The organism is Peptoniphilus asaccharolyticus DSM 20463 (genome assembly GCF_900176115.1).
Taxonomy (GTDB): Bacteria; Bacillota; Clostridia; order Tissierellales; family Peptoniphilaceae; genus Peptoniphilus; species Peptoniphilus asaccharolyticus.
Window position 1 is genome coordinate 1,103,975 of record NZ_FWWR01000009.1, and the last position, 18,997, is coordinate 1,122,971.

Sequence of the window (18,997 nt, forward strand, 5' to 3'; positions counted from 1 at the left end):
CACCTCTAATATACCCTTTTAAAAGTCTCATAATGGTCTTTCGTATAATATATAAAACCATCGTCAGAGTATATAATTCTAACCGGACCTCTGTTTTGAGAATAACCTTCTATTAGATCTGCCTCGTAGTATTTTCTCCCTGGTACTTCAGGAAGTTTTCCCTCTCTATTTCCAAATTTATCTCCACCAATTACCAAACCTTGGTTATCTTTTACTGACCAGTTCATATCTTTGGCTTCTCTTTTGGTTATATAATTTGATGGCAATTTTCCATATTGATGAATATACTCTGCCACATCTTCTTTTTCATAATAATATTCATCTTCGTATAAAACTCTCTCTTCGCCTTTTTGCGTTGCACTACTCTGAGTGTTTACATCTGTCTGATTGGACTCTATGCCACAACCAACTGCAAACAACATTATAAGTAGTGTAAAATACAAAGTTATATTTCTTAAAAACTTTTTCAATAAAAACCCTCTATTTATAGTTCATTTAATAATTTTTCAGCCACTGCAACCATACTCAAAACCCCTGTAAATATAGCTTCTTCATTTGCAATAAACTTATCAGAATGCAGTGGAGCATTATCCCTATCTTTAAATCCAACGCCAAGTCTATACATAGCCGAAGGAACGTAGGCAGAATAATATGCAAAATCTTCTGAACCCATTGTCGGTTCAGGATTTTCTATATAATTCTCATCTCCTAAAACTTCACGACATGCTCTCTCAATAAGCACCGAAACACTTCTATCATTGTATGAAACAGGAACTCCCTTGTGTATTTTAACTTCTGAACTCCCTCTCATAGACTTAGAAACATTTTCTACAACTTCTTCTATTCTCTTGTGAACATACTCTCTAGTCTCTTCTGACAATGTCCTTATTGAGCCCTTTAACTCAACTTCTGACGGTATTTTATTTGATACATCTCCACCATTTATAACTGCAAAGCTAATGACTGCTGAGTCCAAAGCAGACAATTCACGAGCCACAATACTTTGTATAGCAACTATTATATTGCCCGCAATCACTATTGGGTCTATCGTTTTTTCAGGATGAGCCGCATGCCCACCTCTTCCAATTACCCTTATATCAAACCTGTCCGAAGAAGCTCCCATCTTTCCATGTCTATGAAAAATTTTACCAGCTTCTATATGAGGCCAAGAGTGTAAACCAAATATTGCAACTGGCTTAGGATTTTCCAAAGCACCATTTTCAATCATATACTTTGCTCCAATCCCCTTTTCTTCAGCTGGCTGGAATATCAATTTTACAGTCCCATTTAATTCATTTCTATGCTTATTTAATATATATGCACTCCCCAAGAGAGATATAGTGTGAATATCATGTCCACACGCGTGCATAATTCCATCTATTTTAGAAGCATATTCAAGATTTGTACGCTCTTCAATATGTAAGGCATCTATATCAGCCCTTATCGCAACACACTTCTCGTAATTACCCCTTATAATTGCAACAACACCTGTATCTTTAACTTTTTCTATCTCGTAAATTCCAAAATCTTTTAAAGTATCTATTATTAAATCTGTTGTTTTAAATTCTTCCATTCCAGTTTCAGGATTCATATGAATTTTTCTTCTACTCGAAATAAATTCAGGTAATTTTTCCGCAATTTCATCTTTGATCAATTCAAAATCCATATTCTCCCCCCTCTATTTATTTATGGTATGGAAATCCGTTTATTATTCTAAAACCTCTGTATATTTGCTCAATCAATATAAGTCTCATGAGTTGGTGTGGAAATGTCATCTTAGAAAAAGATAATTTATACTGACATGCATTCAACACCTCTTGTGACAATCCTAGAGAACCACCTATTATAAAATTTATAGTTGAGGCTTCCATTGTTATGTCAGAGATTTTGGACGCAAACTCTTCTGAAGTTAGAGTCTTTCCTTTTAAATCAAGTGCAATACTGTAATCCGAATTGGAAACGTACTTTAAAAGTTTTTCTCCTTCTCTCTGCTTAACTTTTAGCTCTTCACTTTCTGATAATTTTTCCGGTGCTGGTTCGTCAGGTACTTCTACAATTTTGATATTACAATGAGGAGTCAACCTCTTGGCGAACTCCTCTATTCCCATCAATATATATTTTTCCTTAACTTTTCCGACAGCTAAGATATTTATATTCATTATGCGTTTAACTCTTCCACTGCCTTAAGAGCTGCATCAAAATTTACTTCGTTAGTAACTTCTTCAACAAACTCAACATATTTTACAATGCCTTCTCTGTCAATTACCACAACACCTCTTGATAGAAGTTTTAATTCGTCTATTAAGAATCCAAATTTTTCTCCAAATTCACGGTCTTTATAGTCTGAAATAATCTTTGCATTTTCAATTCCTTCAGCTGCACAGAATCTACCTTGTGCAAATGGAAGGTCAACTGTAACTGTATAAATTACAACATCATCTGAAAGTTGAGTTGCCTTTTCGTTAAATGTTCTCGCTTGAATTGCACAAACTCCTGTATCAATAGATGGAGCTACTGAATAGATTACTATCTTTCCCTTTAAATCTTCTGAATTAAATTCTGAAAGGTCCGGATTTACCGCCTTAAATTCAGGTGCTCTGTCTCCAACTTTAATTTCTTTTCCCACTAATGTTAATGGATTTCCGCCAAATTTTATGTTCAATTTCAATTCCTCCTCATTTTTTTATATTTATATCCATTTTATAACATAGATACTCATATTATCTAAATTAATTATGGTATAATTATTTTTAATTATCGGAGGTATCTTATGAAATATAAACACAAAGCAGTAGTTTTAGGAACTAACTATTACATAGGTCTTGCTGCGGTAAGAAATCTTGGTAGAAATGGAGTGCACGTTACAACCATTGATTATGAACCATCCCACTACGGAGTATCTAAATATGTAAACGAAAGACTTATTGCTCCTCACTACAAAAATGAAGAAAAAGAACTTGTAAAGTTTTTAATAGATTATTCAAAAAAACAAATTGCTAAACCAGTCCTATTCCCAACTGCAGACTTGTATGTTGAGTTTATGGAAAATAATTTTGATGAACTTAAAAAATACTATCTATGGCCAAACGACCAAAAAGGTCTCCTTGCAGAATTGATGGATAAAGAAAGTCTTTTAAAATATACTAAGCCTTTAAATATCCCAACACCTGAAATAATTCCAATGGATGAACCAAATTTATATGAAAGAGCAACTGAAGAACTTGGCTACCCTTGTGTATTAAAACCTCGTGACTCAATGCCATTTGTAAATCTCTATAGAGAAAAAATGTTCTTTATCAATTCAGAAGAAGAACTTAGAGAAAAAATGGAAATCTGTAAAAGAGATAATCAAGATGTCTTTGTGCAACGTATAGTCAAAGGCCCTGAAAGCAACTGTTACTCTTTTGATATGTATATGCAAGACAACGAAGTTAAGGCATTTTTAACCACATCTAAAATCAGACAGTGGCCAATAAATTTCGGTGCCAGCACATACGCTAAGCAAGAGTACATTCCTGAATTATACGACCTATGCTCACCCCTTTTCAAAAGTGTAAACTACAAAGGCTTTGCCGAAGTTGAACTTAAAAGAGACGAGAGAAATAACAAAATATACTTAGTAGAAGTGAATGTAAGATTTATAAACTTTACTGAAATGTTATGCCAACTTGGATTCAACTCTCCTATGATGTATTTCTTAGACTCCACTGGAGAAAAAGTTTCCGGCGCTCAAATAAGAACAAATACGGAAACTTATTGGAAATATAAATATGAAGACATCCCTGCTATCAAAAGATATTTGAGCACAGGACAGATGACTTGGGGCAAAATCATTTCAGATTACAGATTCAAAAAAGTTAGCTCAACTTGGGCAAGTGACGATATAGGTCCTGGCTGGAGCTTCTTTAAATGGGCAATAAGCAGTAAATTAAAAAGAATGTTTAAATAAAAATGACACATCATGATGCTGTGTCATGATTATGACAACGTCATATATTAACTATGTAAACTTGATTTCAAACTCTCTACTAGAGAAACAAGATCTTTATATCAAAGTCAAATTATAGGAGTTATTAAAAAGAATTCATATGAAACTAGTAAGACCAAATAAAAAATTCATAAATCAATATATTGGCGCTATAAATTAAAATAAAAAATACCGACCTAATGCTGAGTGTTTATAAGGAAGTATTCTAAAAACACAGTAAAATCGGTATTGCAAGGGTGAAAATAGGCACTGACCAAATTGGTTGGTGTCTATTTTTCTGCAATCGGCACATTTTTTTATCTTTTGTAAAATGTAATTACACAAAAACAAAGGAAGATTTTTCAATAAAATCTATTTATGAAAATCTTGGCGGAACTTATAAAGCGAACGGTGATTACAGGCTTCCCACACTGGCACTACCAAAAGAAGAACAGTTTGAAATTGGTATGTGGGGACAGCGATACCGCAGATATCTGAAAGAAAATCATCGCATTATTTACTACAACTATTTGACCAAAGGTACCCTCAACAAACACCTCAAAGAGATAGATACACGAGCTGAAGAAATGTTTCAGCAGCTTGTAAAATCACTTGCCAAGAAAGAAAATGTTACAGAAAGTCTGAAAGACAAAGATATGATGTTATGGGTTCAGAAGATGAATAACATCCGAAATCGAACAAGTGAAATCTTTAACACGGAAGTGATATTTGTATGAAAAAGTATCATATTTATCTTACATCAGAAGAAAGAAAACTAATAATTGAAAGCCTTATTTCAGAGAAAAACACTCTTATCTCGACAGGCAAATATACGGACTGTGTTGATGATGTTCTGCTTAAAATTCTGCAAGCTAAGAAGAAAAAAGTCAAAGTAATTTATACATAACATAACGAAAAGGCACCTCCTTAGAAAAAAAGAATTCGTTGGTTGTGCCTTGTTTTGTATGAACCGAAGTTTTCTGCTTAATCTTAGCGAGCAGACCATTTGTGGATAGGTTTTTATCGTTAGTGTTGCACCCTGAGACCCAAATATGGTTGATGTAATTTACATTATGAGCAGTTTGCGGACGGAACGGTAAAATGTATCGAAGATGAGATACCATTTGATGTGCCAAATTCGTGGCAATGGGTTAGACTTGGAACAATATTTGAACATAATACCGGAAAAGCATTGAATTCTTCTAATACTGAAGGTGTGATGCTAACATATATCACTACATCAAATTTATATTGGGATAGGTTTGAATTTGATTCAATAAAAGAGATGCCCTTTACTGATGCTGAGATTGAGAAATGTACGGTAAAAAAAGGCGACCTTTTAGTTTGCGAAGGTGGTGATATTGGGCGTTCTGCTATTTGGTGTTATGATAATGAAATACGAATCCAAAATCATATACATCGTTTGAGAAGTTACATTTCTTTGTCAAATCGATTCTATTACTATGTTCTTTATTTATGGAAAATACAAGAACGCATAGGCGGTCAAGGTATAGGGTTGCAAGGGTTATCTTCAAAAGCATTACATAAAATTTTAGTACCTTTACCTACGATAAATGAACAACAGAATATCGTTGATAAATTAGATTACATTTTCGATTGTATATCTGATTTGGATATTCAAAAAGATGATTTTATTTCGTTAGTTGATCTTGTAAAATCAAAAATTCTAGACCTTGCCATTCGTGGCAAACTTGTTCCGCAAGACCCAAATGATGAGCCTGCTTCTGTTTTGCTTGAACGCATAAGAGCCGAAAAAGAAGAACTTATAAAATCAGGTAAAATCAAGCGTGATAAAAAGGAATCTGTCATCTTCAAAGGTGAGGATAACTCTTATTATGAGAACTTGCCCTCAAATTGGGCTTTGACATCGCTCGGAATGATTTCGAAAGTTATTACAAAAGGAACGACACCGAGAGGCGGAAATGTTTCGTACACATCATCGGGTATTGGATTTTTAAGAGCAGAAAATATTTTAGGATACGACAAACTTAATCTTGATAACTTAAAGTATGTTGATGATAAAACCCATACTGGTTTTCTGAAGCGCTCAATTCTAGAAAGCAACGATATCTTAATTACTATTGCAGGTACTCTTGGCAGAACGGCTATTGTTACTGAAAGTGCGTTGCCGCTTAACACTAATCAGGCAGTTGCACTTGTAAGACTTGTAACTACGAAATTTGTAAATATTAAATATCTAATTTACGCTATAAATTCGAGTAAAATTAAAAAGGATTTGTTACATCAGGAAGTTGCAATGGCTATTCCAAATCTGTCCTTAGAAAACATTTATGATTGTAAAATTCCTTTGCCACCGATTGAAGAACAAAACCGTATATCCGAAGTGATAGACAAAATTTTTGTTGTGCTTGATATAATAGAACAGAGCCTCAATTGAGACTCTGTTCTATGTATTTGTATAATTCTTCTATAGCATTAACAATTTTAACTTGTTCGTTTTTTGGTGGTAAGGGAATCAACTTTTTAGAGAACTCAGAAATCCAATAACGCTTATGATTGTAATTATCACACTCTACTACTTGCATAGCATAGTAAGCAAATTTAGTATTGATAAGTTTTTCTTTCGCTGCAAGGATTTTCATAGCCGAGGATTTAACTTTAAACGTAAAATCAACATACTTGCTGTCAGTTGTAAAATCGTCAAATATGATTACAGGCAATTCTGTTTTAATTCCGTAAGTTTCATTTGTATAGCCAATTATAAAAGATTTTCCTGCTGTTAATACCGGCGTTTGATAATCATCTTTATAATCGGTTGACTTAACGATATATGGTGTAGGTTGCTCATAATCAAGTACATCTTCTAATCTTACGAATGTCCAACTTTTGGGAATTTCAAAAGGTACTTCATCTGAAATGTCAACAGTGTTTTCGCCTATCTTCTCATAATAAGAGCCATAGACTTATGGGAAGTATAATATATTTGCGGCTTTTTGTCGTGAATATATATACGGAGGTCTTTTATTATGAAAGGACAAACAACATTTGAAGAACACCTAAGAAAGAGCAATCTTTCGGAAAACACCATCACATCGTATGTGTGGACGGTAAACTTTTATCATTCACATTACGACAGCGTAAGCAAGGAAAATCTGCTTGCTTATAAAGGCTATTTGATGGAATTTTTTAAGCCGAAAACGGTCAATCTGCGAATACAGGCAATCAATAAGTATTTGGAGTATTTGGGCAAAGAACGATTGCAACTTAAAGCCGTTAAGGTTCAACAGAAAAATTTCTTAGAGAATGTAATCAGCAATGCAGATTACAAATTTCTAAAAAAGCAGTTAAAGAAAGACGGAAATATGGAATGGTACTTTGTTGTGTGGTATCTTGCCGCAACCGGTGCCCGTGTAAGCGAATTGATTCAGATTAAAATTGAACACGTGGAGCTTGGCTATTTTGATTTGTATTCGAAAGGTGGTAAATTACGAAGATTATACATACCGAAAAAATTGAGAAATGAAACTTTGGATTGGCTGGAGGAAACGCATCGTTCCTCCGGCTATCTTTTTCTTAATCGTTATGGTGAAAGAATTACTACAAGAGGTGTTTCACAGCAGCTAAAAAATTACGCTGATAAATATGGTCTTGATAAAAAAGTTGTTTACCCACACTCTTTCCGCCATCGTTATGCAAAGAATTTTCTTGAGAAATATAATGATATTGCTTTACTTGCTGACCTTATGGGACACGAAAGTATTGAAACAACAAGAATATATCTTCGACGCACAGCAAGTGAACAACAAGCACTTGTCGATAAAATAGTCACTTGGTAAAAGCACAGCCGCCCTCGTTTTCGAGGACGGCTGATCTTACGCTATGGAATTGGTTATTTCATCGAGCTGTGCAAAGATTATTTCAATAGCTTCAACAATTCGCTTTTGCTCGGCAAGGGGCGGAATGGCAAGATGTAAAGCAATCAAATTAGTCTTGCTAATTCGCTTTCTTGTTGTGCCAGAGCTATAAAATAAAACTGATGATTGGTATTGTGGTGAAGCAAGTGAATAAAGAATAAATTTTAAATTATACCAATTTTCTTTTGGTGCAACCCAACAGGTATCTACAGTTGTTATTTTTTTACCACTAATTTCCGGCAATATACAAACAGTCATTTTATCGCTGACTATTCTGTTAATAAGCATATATCCCGAATGAATTTCAGTACAATTTAGATACTCAAACATTTCATTGGTCAAATACTTAAATCCTTTGTCAATATATTCTAAAAATCCAACAGAGCCAAGTTGAATAAGTTTTACTTCTCCTGCAGAATCCATATTATCGGATAAAATCCAATCGCCATCATTCAAAAGTTGTGATGTAGTTATTTCTGATAACGATGCAATTGACCAATTGTTAGGTACATTTTGATAATAAGAGTTATCCTCACCTTTGAAGATGACAGATTCCTTTTTATCACGCTTGATTTTACCGGCTTTAATAAGTTCTTCTTTCTCTGTTCTAATGCGTTCAAGAAGAACAGAAGCAGGCTCATCATTTGGGTCTTGCGGAACGAGTTCGCCACGAATGGCAAGGTCGAGAATTTTGGATTTAATGCTAATAATCTTTTTGGAAAGTTCATTTGCATTTGAATCTATGTCATTAATTACAGTTAATAATGCCTTTACCTGTTGCATTATTCTTGCCTGCTCTTGTAATGGGGGCAAAGGAACTAAATATTTTTTCAAAACATCAAATGGAGGTATGTTCTTCAGAGCTACGCCATATCCCTGCTCTTTTGCTTCATTTTTAAGTTGAAAATCAAAGTACATTAAGTAAAACTCAGAAATTTCCAAATCATAAAGGGATATTTTCATCAACGCTTGATTGATAATACCTTTTCTCATATTTTTCGGCATTACATATGTTTCACCAATTGTCCCAGCGCAACTAACAATTATGTCATTTGGGAAAACTTCAAAGCCTTTAAGGGTTTCGTATTTTTCTGATGATACAAAATAATTGCCTAAAGATACGTTCTTGTTAATGGCGTTTTTTTGTTCATAAACCTTTATAGCAGTTGGCGAATCTGGAATAAACATAGCTTTTGTAATACTACTTCCAAAGGGACCTTTTTTATATTGAGCTAAGTTCCCTAATCTCACCCAAACCCATTTGTCTGGCACTTCAAACGGTATCTCATCTTCGATACATTTTACAGTTCCGTCCGCAAACTGCTCATAATGTAAATTATCATCACCCTTAAAGATTATGGTATCATTCTTAATGTCCTTTGCTTTGAGTTTGCCATCTTTAACCATTTGCTTCTTTTGCTCACGAATTCTTTCAAGCAAAACGGTTGCTGGCTCATCATTCGGGTCTTGAGGCACAAGTTTACCACGAATTGCAAGGTCAAGCACTTTTTCTCTTAACGCTTTTGTATCAATCATAAGTCGATGCCTCCGAGAATTTCTTGGAGTTTTGATACGGCATCACCGATTGCAGTTGCTTTTTCCTGCATTTCAGAGAGAAGCTCTGTAATCGTGCGGTCATCTTTTTCGGTTAAATCTATCCATTTGAAATCAAGTTTTAATTGGTCACGGGAGTAAACTTCTTCTTCTCTGAATTTTCTCCATCTACCATTGGGGTTTTCTTCTGAATAAGTTTCTTTTCTGTCTTCCAAATGACCCGAACAATAGCAATTCACAAAATCGTCAAGGTTTGCACGAGTCATAGGCTTTGTTGCCATTGTGTGTTTTATACCGGTTCTATAATCATAAACCCAAATATCTCTTGTTTTTTCTCCCTTTTCAAAGAAAAGCACGTTTGTCTTAACACCTCCAGCGTAGAAAATACCTGTCGGCAATCTGAGAATGGTGTGAAGATTAAAGTCTGCTAATAATTTTTCACGAACCTTTGCAGTAGCATTTCCGTCAGTAAGTACATTATCGGGAAGAACCACAGCAACTCGTCCGCCGGTTTTAACGATGGACATTATATGCTGCAAGAAGTTAACCTGATTATCCGACGTTTTTATAAATTCCGGTCTTGCACTGTCAACTGCTACGCTGCCTTGTGGTCTTGTGCCGAAAGGTGGATTTGCAAGAATTACATCAAACATTCTGTCCGATGTATCAAGCAATGAATCCTGACAAACGATAGGACTCTTTTCTGTTCCAATATCGTGTAAATATAAATTCATTGATGCAAGGGTAACAACAAGTGCTGTATTATCTGCACCAAACAATGCATTGTTTTTTAAAAAGTTCTGCTTTGACAAATCCCTGCTTTGGGGTTTCATATGGTCAAAGGCAGCAAGAAGGAATCCACCAGTTCCGCAAGCCGGGTCAGCAACCGTTTCGGTGATTTTAGGGTCAATTACATCAACCATTGCTTTGATGAGCGCACGAGGAGTAAAGTATTGTCCGGCACCGCTTTTTTTATCCTGACCATTCTTTTCAAGGATTGATTCATAAATTGCACCCTTGAAATCGCCCTCCATCATATACCAGTTTTCATTGCCAACCATTTGGAACACTTTTGCAAGATGAACAGGGCTGTTGATTTTGTTAGATGCTTTCGTAAAGATAGTACCGATAAGTCCGTCATCTTTTGAAAGCTCTTTCAATACTTCTTCATACTTGTCAATAAGGTCATCTCCATTAAGTTCAACAATATCTTTCCACTTATATCCATCAGGGATAGAGCTGCCAAGACCTAATTCTTCCTTTTCTGCATCCATTTTAAGAAAAAGAATGTATGTGAGTTGAGTGATATAGTCTGTAAATCCAACACCGGCAGCCGCAAGAACATTTGCAATATCCCATACTTTTTTTACCAGTGTTGCTTCGCTTTTTTGAATATCTGCCATAGTATTATGCCGCCTTTAAAATAAATTTTGCAAGTGTAATAATTTCCTCCGATAGAACAGGTGCGCCAAAGTTTTTTATTCCTTTACGCCACAGGTCTGTATCAAAAGCATTCAATTCTTTTATGCTGATTGCACCTTCCTCAATAATGTAATCAGCTATCTGTTTCATAATTTCTTTTTGCTCATCTGTAAGTTCACGCTGAGCTTGTCCACAATAAAGGCTAAATTTTTGGGAATAGCCCTTAATAAGACTTACAAGTTTATTTCTTTTCTTATATGCATAACGAACAAGCTGAATGAGATGAGTAAGAGCCTTGATGTTTTGCTTTGTATCCAATTCTTCAACATTACCGTCATTATCGAGGATTTTATAGTTTTTCCAAATGTAATACGGCGTGAATTGTCCGTTTTCAGCAATCAATTTGTCCTGCAACTCCGTAAGCATTGAATATGTAATTACAGTATCTTCAGAATTATAGATAATTCGGAGAGCTTCAATCTTATCTGCATTATCATTCAAATATTGCTCAAAGTTAGAAATAAAGCTTTTTGCCGTTTCTTTAGAGAAACCTTTATAAATTACCTTGTCCTCTTTTTCTGGAGTTACAGCGTAATAACCCCGGAACATTTCAAGAAGTTTCTTTCGTGCTGATAAATTACTTATTAAACAGAAAATCAAGTTTTTACGAGCAAAATTTTCATCCGAAATATTCTCATAAGGAGGTAGCAAATTCTGCGAAAGCAATTGGTTTATATTATTTGCTAATCCTCTTGGTGAAAAGCCATAATCGGAAATAAACATATTCAAATGTCTTTCGAAAAGAGGATTGTCCTCATATCGTTTTTGTATTGTTGCACAATAATCACGAAGCAGAGCGAGATTTTCATCAGAAACCTCGCCGTGTGACAATCTTTCCAAAAGCTGGTCTAAACGAAGTATTTTAGGTCGTGGTTCTCCGCCTTTGCCATGTCCCGGAGTATGCTTATCAGATTCCGTTACACCCACTGCATCAACAATGTAGAAACAATTTTTGTTATCTGCATTCGGAGTAACTTCTCTTAATTTATCTTCATTAAGTGTTCTGCAACCTCTTCCTTTCATCTGCGTATATAAAACATCCGATTTTACATCGTTCATAAAAAGAACAACTTCCAAAGGCTTTACATCCGTACCTGTTGCAACAAGTGTAACTGTAACTGCTATTCTAAAATCCTTTTCCGTTCGCAATTCACGAATAAGGGCATTGGAATCGCCTGCGTAATATGTAATTTTTTGCACAAAGTTGTCCGGCACTTTTCCACTTGGAAATTTTTCGGCAAACACCTTTTTGGCAATCTCAACGATTTTTGTTGCGTGATTATCATCTTTTGCAAAGATGAGCGTTTTAGGAATATAGATCCAATTTTCTTCTCTTTCCGGATATAAGTCGGTATAAATTGACTCCATATAGGATTTCAAGACAGACTCTATCTGATTAGGGTTGATAACAGAGCGTTCAAGCTGGTTTGGCGCATAGTCAATGCGTTGCTGTGCCTTGTATTCATCAACCATTTCACCGGAACGATTAACATCCGTAACTGTTTCGCCTTGATTGATTGTGCCACCGTGAACCGTTGCGTCGGTAATTATTCTGTAAACTCGTGCAGGAACATTAACACCGTCAACAACGGAATCTTCGTATGTGTATTCTTCAACAATATTTTTATTAAAATACGCATATGCTTCGGGAGTAGGCGTTGCAGTTAAACCAAGAACTTTTGCGTCCTTAAAGTAATCAAGAACCGCTTTCCATTTGCCGTAAATTGAACGATGACATTCATCAACAATGATAAACTGGAAGTAATCCGGAGGTAATTTCAAATCCTCGCCAAGAACTATATCAGGCTCGTTTTTAATAACATCTTTCAAGCCCAATTTTTCGTCTTCTTTATCTTCGTCATCTTCCGTTATAGTTTGTCCCGTAAGCACCGCAAATAATTTTTGTATTGTAGATATAATGATATCGCCCTGAATACTTTCGGGTTTTGTAAGTCGATTAATTTGGTAAAGTTCGTTCATCGGTTTTTGTTTTTCGGTGCGGTCGAACAAACTGAATTCTGTTTCTGTCTGTCGAGCAAGATTATTTCTGTCAACAAGGAAAAGTACACGCTTGGTAGGCGTATAGTTCAACAGACGGTAGGACGCAAGACAAGCAAGATATGTTTTACCTGAACCTGTTGCAAGAATAGCAAGAGCCTTTTTCCTGTCGGCTTTCAACGATGCTTCAAGTTTTACTTCAGCATCATACTGGCAGTCACGAAGTCCTTTTTTCTCAATTCTCGGCAACGCACCATATTCGGATTTTTTACCAAGCATTTGTAGCATCTTTTTCGGTGAGTGCATTTCCGAAAGTTCAACATATTCGCTGTCGGACTCAAGCATATTTTTAAAATAAATCTTATTACCATTTGCGAGATATACAAGGGGAATCTGATTTGGAAACCACAAACCAACCCAACCTTGCGGATTTTTAGAATACCATTCAGCTTGTTGTGCAACAATATCTCCGAGAGAATTATCCTCAGCTTTTGCTTCAACAACAGCAATCGCTTTGTCATCAACAAAGAGAAGATAGTCACTTTCTTTATTTCCTTGCATTAAAGCTTCTTTAACCGCAGAAGCATTAAATGGAGTATACTCGTCACGAGCGACAATATCCCATCCTGCATCAGTTAATTGCTTGTCTATTTTTATTCTTGCTTTTTCTTCAGGTAACATATCTGTTATCCTCCTGTAAAAGTCTTGCTTCCTGATAATTAAAATTATCGGAAGTTAATAGTAAATACTAATTTTATAAACTCTATGTAGGCTTTTCTGATTTTAATTAAATTTTATTTTGTGTCATCAGGAATGAATTCCATGATGTCCTCTATATTACAATTTAACGCCAAACAAATTTTACCTAAAATATCTACTGTCACATTTTCGCCTTTGCTCATTTTTGTAATTGTGTAATTGCTAATATCAGCAGCTTTAGCAAGGTCCTTCTTCTTCATATCGTGGTCAATTAATAACTTCCACAACTTTTTATAACTCACAGTCATAATCTACCTCTTAAAGATTTAATAATAACTACACAAGTATATTATATAACAAAGTCTAAAAATTCCAATGATAATCGAGCAATACCATTATTTTGTTTAGTAGTTGCGATACAACAAATAGTATAAACAGCGATATTAAAACTAATGCAATTAATTGTTTTTTTCTGCTGTCTTTAAAGATATAGAATGATATCGCTAAAATTAGAGATATTATTTCGCCTTATACTGTAAAATATGATGGCAACACTACCAAAATCCTAAATACCGATATATCAACTTTATCTATTAAACTCATGAGGAACACATAAGGTAATATTGGCAAGATTAAAATTAATATACCCTTAAAAATTTTCTTTTGTCTAAAACAATCTACCACATACATTAAAACCACCGATAAAAACATTGTGTAAAAAACATTATTCATCAATACAACCGGCGGATCATTTATAGGGAACTTATTAGATATTATTAGAGAAACTATCCCCATAATAGTTCCTGAAATATAAAGCCTTAATGCATACTTTCCCTTATTTCTAGTGTGACTATATCCTTCTGCACACATAAATAAAAATATGGGTAATACAAGTCTGCCAAGCATATTTAACCAACTCAAATTCCCCGCATAATAAAACATTTTATGAATATGGTCACAAACCATTAAAACTATCCCTATTAACTTTAGTTAGTATCCGTTTATACCTATTTTTTAAGCTTCTCTCCATGTTGTCCTCCTAAATAATTGCTTAACTCTATTGAGAGTGCCCTAAATACGAAAAAATTTTTAAAATAAAGTGTTTTTTTTAAATTTTTATTTTATTATGCTATAATATTTTTGTTGTTAGTTTTAATTAAAGCACTTTTCAAGACGTTGTCCTTACTTTGGAGGAATAACATTGAAAAAATATCTATCACTTGTTGCTATACTTGCAACACTTACACTTTTTGTAGTTGGTTGTGCTAAAAATGAACCTAAAACTGAAGAAGCACCTGCTGAAACTGCCACTGTTCAAACAATGGAAGGTTCTGAACTTAACAAAATCATGGAGGATAACAAAGCTAAAGAAAACTATCTTGTTATAGACGTGAGAAGTAAAGATGAATACGATGCTGGACACGTTAAATTTGCTATCAATATGGATATCGAAACTTTCGAAGATAACCTTGATAGAATTGCAGATTTCAAAGATAAAAATGTAGTAACTATTTGTAACACTGGTAAGAAGAGTGCAAAAGCTGCTGATATCTTAGTTGCTAACGGATTCACTAGTGTATACAATGCTCAAGGCGTAAAAGATTTTGAATACACTACTATGTCTCAAATCGAAAACATCTTCGGTTCTGAACTTCAAGCAATAGCTGATGCAAATGAAGAAGGTTTAACAATCATCGACGCTAGAGACGCTAAAGACTACGAAGCAGGCCACTTAAAGGGTGCTATCAACGTTTCTGTTGACAATGTAGAAGAAGCTTTAGCAAACATCCCTATGGACAAGGGAGTAGTAACTTATTGTTATTCCGGAAATAAATCAACTGTTGTTGCACAAACTTTAGTTGAAAAAGGATATACTAATGTTAAAAACTCTCTTGATGGAACTAAAGAATTTGAATTCAATTTCGAAAAATAATTTTGAAGAACTTGTATTATATAGACAAGCTCTAAATTCTATACTATGAAGAGAAAAATTATATTTTTTACAAAAGCTCCTGCTCTTAACTATGGCAAATCCAGATTAAAAAATTTTCTTTCTGCCGAGGAAAGATACAAACTATCTAAATTTTTAATAGAGGACAACTTGAAAGTGCTTAAACAATCTGGTTATGATTTTGTCATATATTATTCGGGAGCAATTGAAAATCTAAATTTTATAGACTATGAAAAAATCCCTCAACGTGGCAAATCATTGGGGGATAAAATGTTTAATGCTATAAAAGATGAACTAACACAAAATGACGAAGTTATTCTGTTGGGCTCTGACCTTAGAGGAATAACCACTACTCTAATTGAAGATGCTTTTAATGGACTTGCACATTCAGACTGTGTTATATCCCCTGCAAAAGATGGTGGCTATGGTCTAATAGGATTTAAGAAACCAATAGACTTATTTTCTGAAATAGAATACAGCCGATCTGACGTACTTGAAAATACATTAAAAAAGGCAAATTCAATTAATATATCTGTTATGAGGCTTGATGAAGTGAGAGATATCGACGAAACTATAGACTTGATACGAGAAGAACTTCAAACCGATGATGTTGAACTACTTGGCAACGGCGAATATAATTTGAACTACAAATTCAATCAGAACTTTGTATGTAGAATAAATTTAGGAAGCCAACTCAACTTAGGTAGCGAACAACTTTCTTATGAATATCAAGCTCTTAAACTACTCGAACCATCAGGCGTAACACCTCGAGTACATTATTTAAAAAAAGATTCAAAATATATTCAAAAAGACTTTCTTGTCATGGACTATCTACCGGGAATGGCTTTGGATTACGAAACTGATATGGATATAGCTGCTTATTTGCTTTCAACAATCCACAACTTCAAAGTTTCAAATTCCAACTTAATCTGTGTAGATAAACCTTTTAAAGCTATGTTTGAAGAATGTTCTCAAATGTATTCTGTATATAAGAATTCAGAAATTTACAATCCATCAGTTGGTCAGTATATAGACAGTTTCTTTGATTTTGTAAAAAGCCTTGGGGTTGAGTCTGAAATTTCAAATCCATGTGTGATAAACACAGAACTAAACAATAGGAATTTCATAATCAACGGAGCTAATTCATATGTGATTGATTGGGAAAAACCTATTATTGGTGAAGCTGAACAAGATATAGCACATTTTTTAGTCCCTACAACTACCAATTGGAAAACAAATAAAATTCTATCGGAAGATGAAATAAATAATTTTATCTCTGCATACGAAAAATATCGTCCTATAGACAGGCAAAAACTAAAAAAATATTTTGCTTTTAATTGTCTAAGAGGCGTAACTTGGTGTAGTATGGCGAAAGTTGAATACGAAAACGAAAGAGCCCTTTCAAACAAAGATACTTATGAAAAAATAAATTTATTCTTAAGTGAACCGTATTTAGAAATGCTCTTTAAAAGATTTTATGAGGTCAATAATGAAAAAATATAAATCTAAAATATTCTTAGCTGCAATACTTATACTTCTGGCATCAATATATGCCTTTGTGCCTTCTGTAAACTACGGAATAAACAATGCTATAAAGGTACTATCATCTATGGGTGTTGACGGTGTTATAGAATATATTAGAGGCTACGGCAAATATGCTGCCTTGGTTTCTTTTATGCTAATGATTTTGCAATCTATAATAAGTCCAATCCCCGCTTTTCTTATAACCCTTTCAAATGCTGCTATATTTGGCTGGGTTAAAGGTGCTATGTTGTCTTGGAGTTCTGCCATGGTTGGTGCTGCTCTATGTTTTTATATAGCTAAGATCTTAGGTAGAGATGTGGTTGAAAAAATTACAACCAAGACAGCACTTAAGTCTGTGGACGACTTCTTTGCACGTTATGACAAATATGTAATTTTAATTGCTAGACTACTACCTTTTGTGTCTTTTGATATAGTGAGCTACGCAGCCGGTCTTACATCTATGAAATTCTGGCCGTTTTTTATAGCAACAGGACTTGGTCAACTCCCAGCCACAATAGTTTATTCATACGTTGGCGGAACTTTAACTGGAGGAGCTAAAGCAATGATGATTGGACTTTTGGTGTTGTTTGCCTTTAGTATAGCTATATTCATTGCAAAAAATATGTATAATGAAAAACACAAAAAATCTAACTAAAATTTTAATTGCCATATCCATATTGGTATGTTCCATACTCTTTATGCGAATGGCATCTTTTGAATACATGAGAAACTGGGTGAATAGTTTTGGAAATTGGGCACCGCTAATGTATATTCTGCTCTATACTATTCTCCCTGTTTTCTTCTTCCCTGTTCCAATCTTCGTACTGGTGGCAGGTATCTTATTTGGCATCTGGAGAGGGTTTGTATACACTATGGTGGGATGCTTGCTAAACAGCACTCTTATGTTCTATTTAGGAAGATTTTTAGGCCAAGATTTCTTTGAAAACTTACTTTCTAAAATGCAGCCTAATCTAAAAAAACGTCTTATGCACTCCGACCAAAAATCTCTCTTCTATTTATTTTTTATATTGAGATTAGTTCCATTGGTGTCCTATAATCTAATAAATTATGTAGCCGGCTTTACAAAGATAAAATATTCCAACTACATCGTTACTACAATGCTTGGCATAGTTCCGGGTATGTTGGTATTCTTAAACACCGGAGATAAATCTTTAGATGTGAAGAGCAGTGAATTTATAGTCTCAATAGTTTTGCTCTTGGCACTGATAGTAGTGTCTACAATATTTGCCAAACTATATATCAACCGAGGTAATGATGATTTCGATAATAATTCCAACATATAATGAAATAGTTAAAATTGAATCTTTTCAAAAACAATTTGAGAATCTTAAAGGAGATTTTGAAGTCATCTTTTCCGACGGTTTTAGCACTGATGGCACTTATGAAAAAATATATTTTCCTAAGATACAAGAGACTAAATTCAGAAGCAATCAAATGAACTCTGCAGCAAAGTATGCTAAAGGCGACTATCTTTGGTTTTTGCACGCAGATTCAATCATACATAAAAACTCTATTCTTGAAATAAAAAATTCCAAATCAAATATTGGTTGTTTCAAACTTGCCTTCGACTCTCCAAAGTGGCAATTGAAAATGGTGGCCTTTAACAGTTCTCTAAGAGTTAAATTTAGAAATATAGCCTTTGGAGACCAAGGGATTTTTATAAAGAGAGAGCTGTTTGAAAAAATTGGTGGCTTTGCTCCCATTCCCATAATGGAAGACTACCAACTCTCAATAGATTTAAAAAACTCAGGAGAAAAATTTTATCTCTCCGACTTGCCAATCATAACATCAGCAAGGAGATTTGAAGAAAACGGAATCTGGAAGACAATATTTAAAATGCAACTACTCCAACATCAATATAGAAAATCAGAGGATATAGATAAAATTTACAGGAGATATTAGACC

20 protein-coding genes are annotated in these 18,997 nt (G+C 34.4%); 10 read left to right on the forward strand and 10 right to left on the reverse strand.

Annotation, left to right across the window (positions count from 1 at the left end; all coding sequences use genetic code 11):
• Window positions 1-5: 5 nt before the first annotated feature.
• Genes B8869_RS06320 through tpx form a run of 4 tightly spaced genes read right to left on the reverse strand, consistent with a single transcriptional unit; the run spans window position 6 to window position 2,662 of the window.
• A complete protein-coding gene (locus B8869_RS06320; RefSeq protein WP_200805963.1) occupies window positions 6-470 on the reverse strand; it encodes a ribonuclease domain-containing protein in 465 nt (154 codons plus the stop codon).
• Between the two features lie 14 nt (window positions 471-484).
• Window positions 485-1,666: a M20 metallopeptidase family protein gene (locus B8869_RS06325; protein WP_084230801.1), complete on the reverse strand. Its 1,182-nt coding sequence runs from the start codon at window positions 1,664-1,666 to the stop codon at window positions 485-487.
• Between the two features lie 16 nt (window positions 1,667-1,682).
• The gene (gene rlmH, locus B8869_RS06330; RefSeq protein ID WP_084230802.1) at window positions 1,683-2,159 is read right to left on the reverse strand and encodes a 23S rRNA (pseudouridine(1915)-N(3))-methyltransferase RlmH; all 477 of its coding nucleotides are present in this window, start codon (window positions 2,157-2,159) and stop codon (window positions 1,683-1,685) included.
• Window positions 2,159-2,662 carry a thiol peroxidase gene (gene tpx, locus B8869_RS06335; protein ID WP_084230803.1) on the reverse strand — a complete coding sequence of 168 codons (504 nt, stop codon included), beginning with the start codon at window positions 2,660-2,662 and terminating at the stop codon, window positions 2,159-2,161. The genes rlmH and tpx overlap by 1 nt, the downstream gene beginning before the upstream one ends.
• Window positions 2,663-2,770: 108 nt before the next feature.
• Between tpx and B8869_RS06340 the strand changes: the two genes are divergently transcribed.
• From B8869_RS06340 to B8869_RS06350, 4 genes are all read left to right on the forward strand, one after another.
• Window positions 2,771-3,949: a carboxylate--amine ligase gene (locus tag B8869_RS06340; protein ID WP_084230804.1), complete on the forward strand. Its 1,179-nt coding sequence runs from the start codon at window positions 2,771-2,773 to the stop codon at window positions 3,947-3,949.
• A 275-nt stretch (window positions 3,950-4,224) separates the two neighbouring features.
• A complete protein-coding gene (locus B8869_RS06345) occupies window positions 4,225-4,704 on the forward strand; it encodes a TnpV protein (RefSeq protein WP_234989768.1) in 480 nt (159 codons plus the stop codon).
• Complete coding sequence (locus tag B8869_RS11485; RefSeq protein ID WP_234989769.1) at window positions 4,701-4,874, forward strand: hypothetical protein; 174 nt, start codon at window positions 4,701-4,703, stop codon at window positions 4,872-4,874. The genes B8869_RS06345 and B8869_RS11485 overlap by 4 nt, the downstream gene beginning before the upstream one ends.
• Before the next feature lie 222 nt (window positions 4,875-5,096).
• Window positions 5,097-6,386, forward strand: coding sequence for a restriction endonuclease subunit S (locus B8869_RS06350; RefSeq protein WP_084230805.1), 1,290 nt, complete (start codon window positions 5,097-5,099; stop codon window positions 6,384-6,386).
• Here B8869_RS06350 and B8869_RS12485 read toward each other — a convergent pair.
• Entirely contained in the window at window positions 6,379-6,888 is a 510-nt protein-coding gene (locus B8869_RS12485) for a restriction endonuclease subunit S (protein WP_200805985.1), read from the reverse strand. The two genes, B8869_RS06350 and B8869_RS12485, sit on opposite strands and share 8 nt — an antisense overlap.
• A gap of 87 nt (window positions 6,889-6,975) precedes the next feature.
• Here B8869_RS12485 and B8869_RS06360 point away from each other — a divergent pair, with 87 nt between their 5' ends.
• Window positions 6,976-7,785, forward strand: a complete 810-nt coding sequence (locus tag B8869_RS06360) for a tyrosine-type recombinase/integrase (protein ID WP_084230807.1) — start codon at window positions 6,976-6,978, stop codon at window positions 7,783-7,785.
• Window positions 7,786-7,821: 36 nt separating this feature from the next.
• Here the strand turns inward: B8869_RS06360 and B8869_RS06365 are convergent, their stop codons facing one another.
• The 5 genes from B8869_RS06365 to B8869_RS06385 form a co-directional block, all read right to left on the reverse strand.
• Window positions 7,822-9,399 carry a restriction endonuclease subunit S gene (locus tag B8869_RS06365; RefSeq protein WP_084230808.1) on the reverse strand — a complete coding sequence of 526 codons (1,578 nt, stop codon included), beginning with the start codon at window positions 9,397-9,399 and terminating at the stop codon, window positions 7,822-7,824.
• The gene (locus B8869_RS06370) at window positions 9,396-10,820 is read right to left on the reverse strand and encodes a type I restriction-modification system subunit M (RefSeq protein ID WP_084230809.1); all 1,425 of its coding nucleotides are present in this window, start codon (window positions 10,818-10,820) and stop codon (window positions 9,396-9,398) included. Before B8869_RS06370 ends, B8869_RS06365 begins: the two co-directional genes overlap by 4 nt.
• Window positions 10,821-10,824: 4 nt before the next feature.
• Window positions 10,825-13,578: a type I restriction endonuclease subunit R gene (locus B8869_RS06375; RefSeq protein WP_084230810.1), complete on the reverse strand. Its 2,754-nt coding sequence runs from the start codon at window positions 13,576-13,578 to the stop codon at window positions 10,825-10,827.
• A 113-nt stretch (window positions 13,579-13,691) separates the two neighbouring features.
• Window positions 13,692-13,904: a helix-turn-helix domain-containing protein gene (locus B8869_RS06380; protein WP_084230811.1), complete on the reverse strand. Its 213-nt coding sequence runs from the start codon at window positions 13,902-13,904 to the stop codon at window positions 13,692-13,694.
• Window positions 13,905-14,124: 220 nt separating this feature from the next.
• Complete coding sequence (locus B8869_RS06385) at window positions 14,125-14,577, reverse strand: TraX family protein (protein ID WP_327083039.1); 453 nt, start codon at window positions 14,575-14,577, stop codon at window positions 14,125-14,127.
• Between the two features lie 220 nt (window positions 14,578-14,797).
• Here B8869_RS06385 and B8869_RS06390 point away from each other — a divergent pair, with 220 nt between their 5' ends.
• The 5 genes from B8869_RS06390 to B8869_RS06410 are packed head-to-tail and all read left to right on the forward strand — an operon-like array spanning window position 14,798 to window position 18,994.
• Window positions 14,798-15,529, forward strand: coding sequence for a rhodanese-like domain-containing protein (locus B8869_RS06390; protein WP_200805964.1), 732 nt, complete (start codon window positions 14,798-14,800; stop codon window positions 15,527-15,529).
• Window positions 15,530-15,574: 45 nt separating this feature from the next.
• Window positions 15,575-17,050, forward strand: a complete 1,476-nt coding sequence (locus B8869_RS06395) for a TIGR04282 family arsenosugar biosynthesis glycosyltransferase (protein WP_084230814.1) — start codon at window positions 15,575-15,577, stop codon at window positions 17,048-17,050.
• Entirely contained in the window at window positions 17,037-17,726 is a 690-nt protein-coding gene (locus B8869_RS06400) for a TVP38/TMEM64 family protein (RefSeq protein ID WP_200805965.1), read from the forward strand. The genes B8869_RS06395 and B8869_RS06400 overlap by 14 nt, the downstream gene beginning before the upstream one ends.
• Window positions 17,701-18,375 carry a TVP38/TMEM64 family protein gene (locus B8869_RS06405; RefSeq protein ID WP_144017950.1) on the forward strand — a complete coding sequence of 225 codons (675 nt, stop codon included), beginning with the start codon at window positions 17,701-17,703 and terminating at the stop codon, window positions 18,373-18,375. The genes B8869_RS06400 and B8869_RS06405 overlap by 26 nt, the downstream gene beginning before the upstream one ends.
• On the forward strand, window positions 18,347-18,994 hold the full coding sequence (locus B8869_RS06410; RefSeq protein WP_234989770.1) for a TIGR04283 family arsenosugar biosynthesis glycosyltransferase: 648 nt from the start codon (window positions 18,347-18,349) through the stop codon (window positions 18,992-18,994). The genes B8869_RS06405 and B8869_RS06410 overlap by 29 nt, the downstream gene beginning before the upstream one ends.
• Window positions 18,995-18,997: the final 3 nt, after the last annotated feature.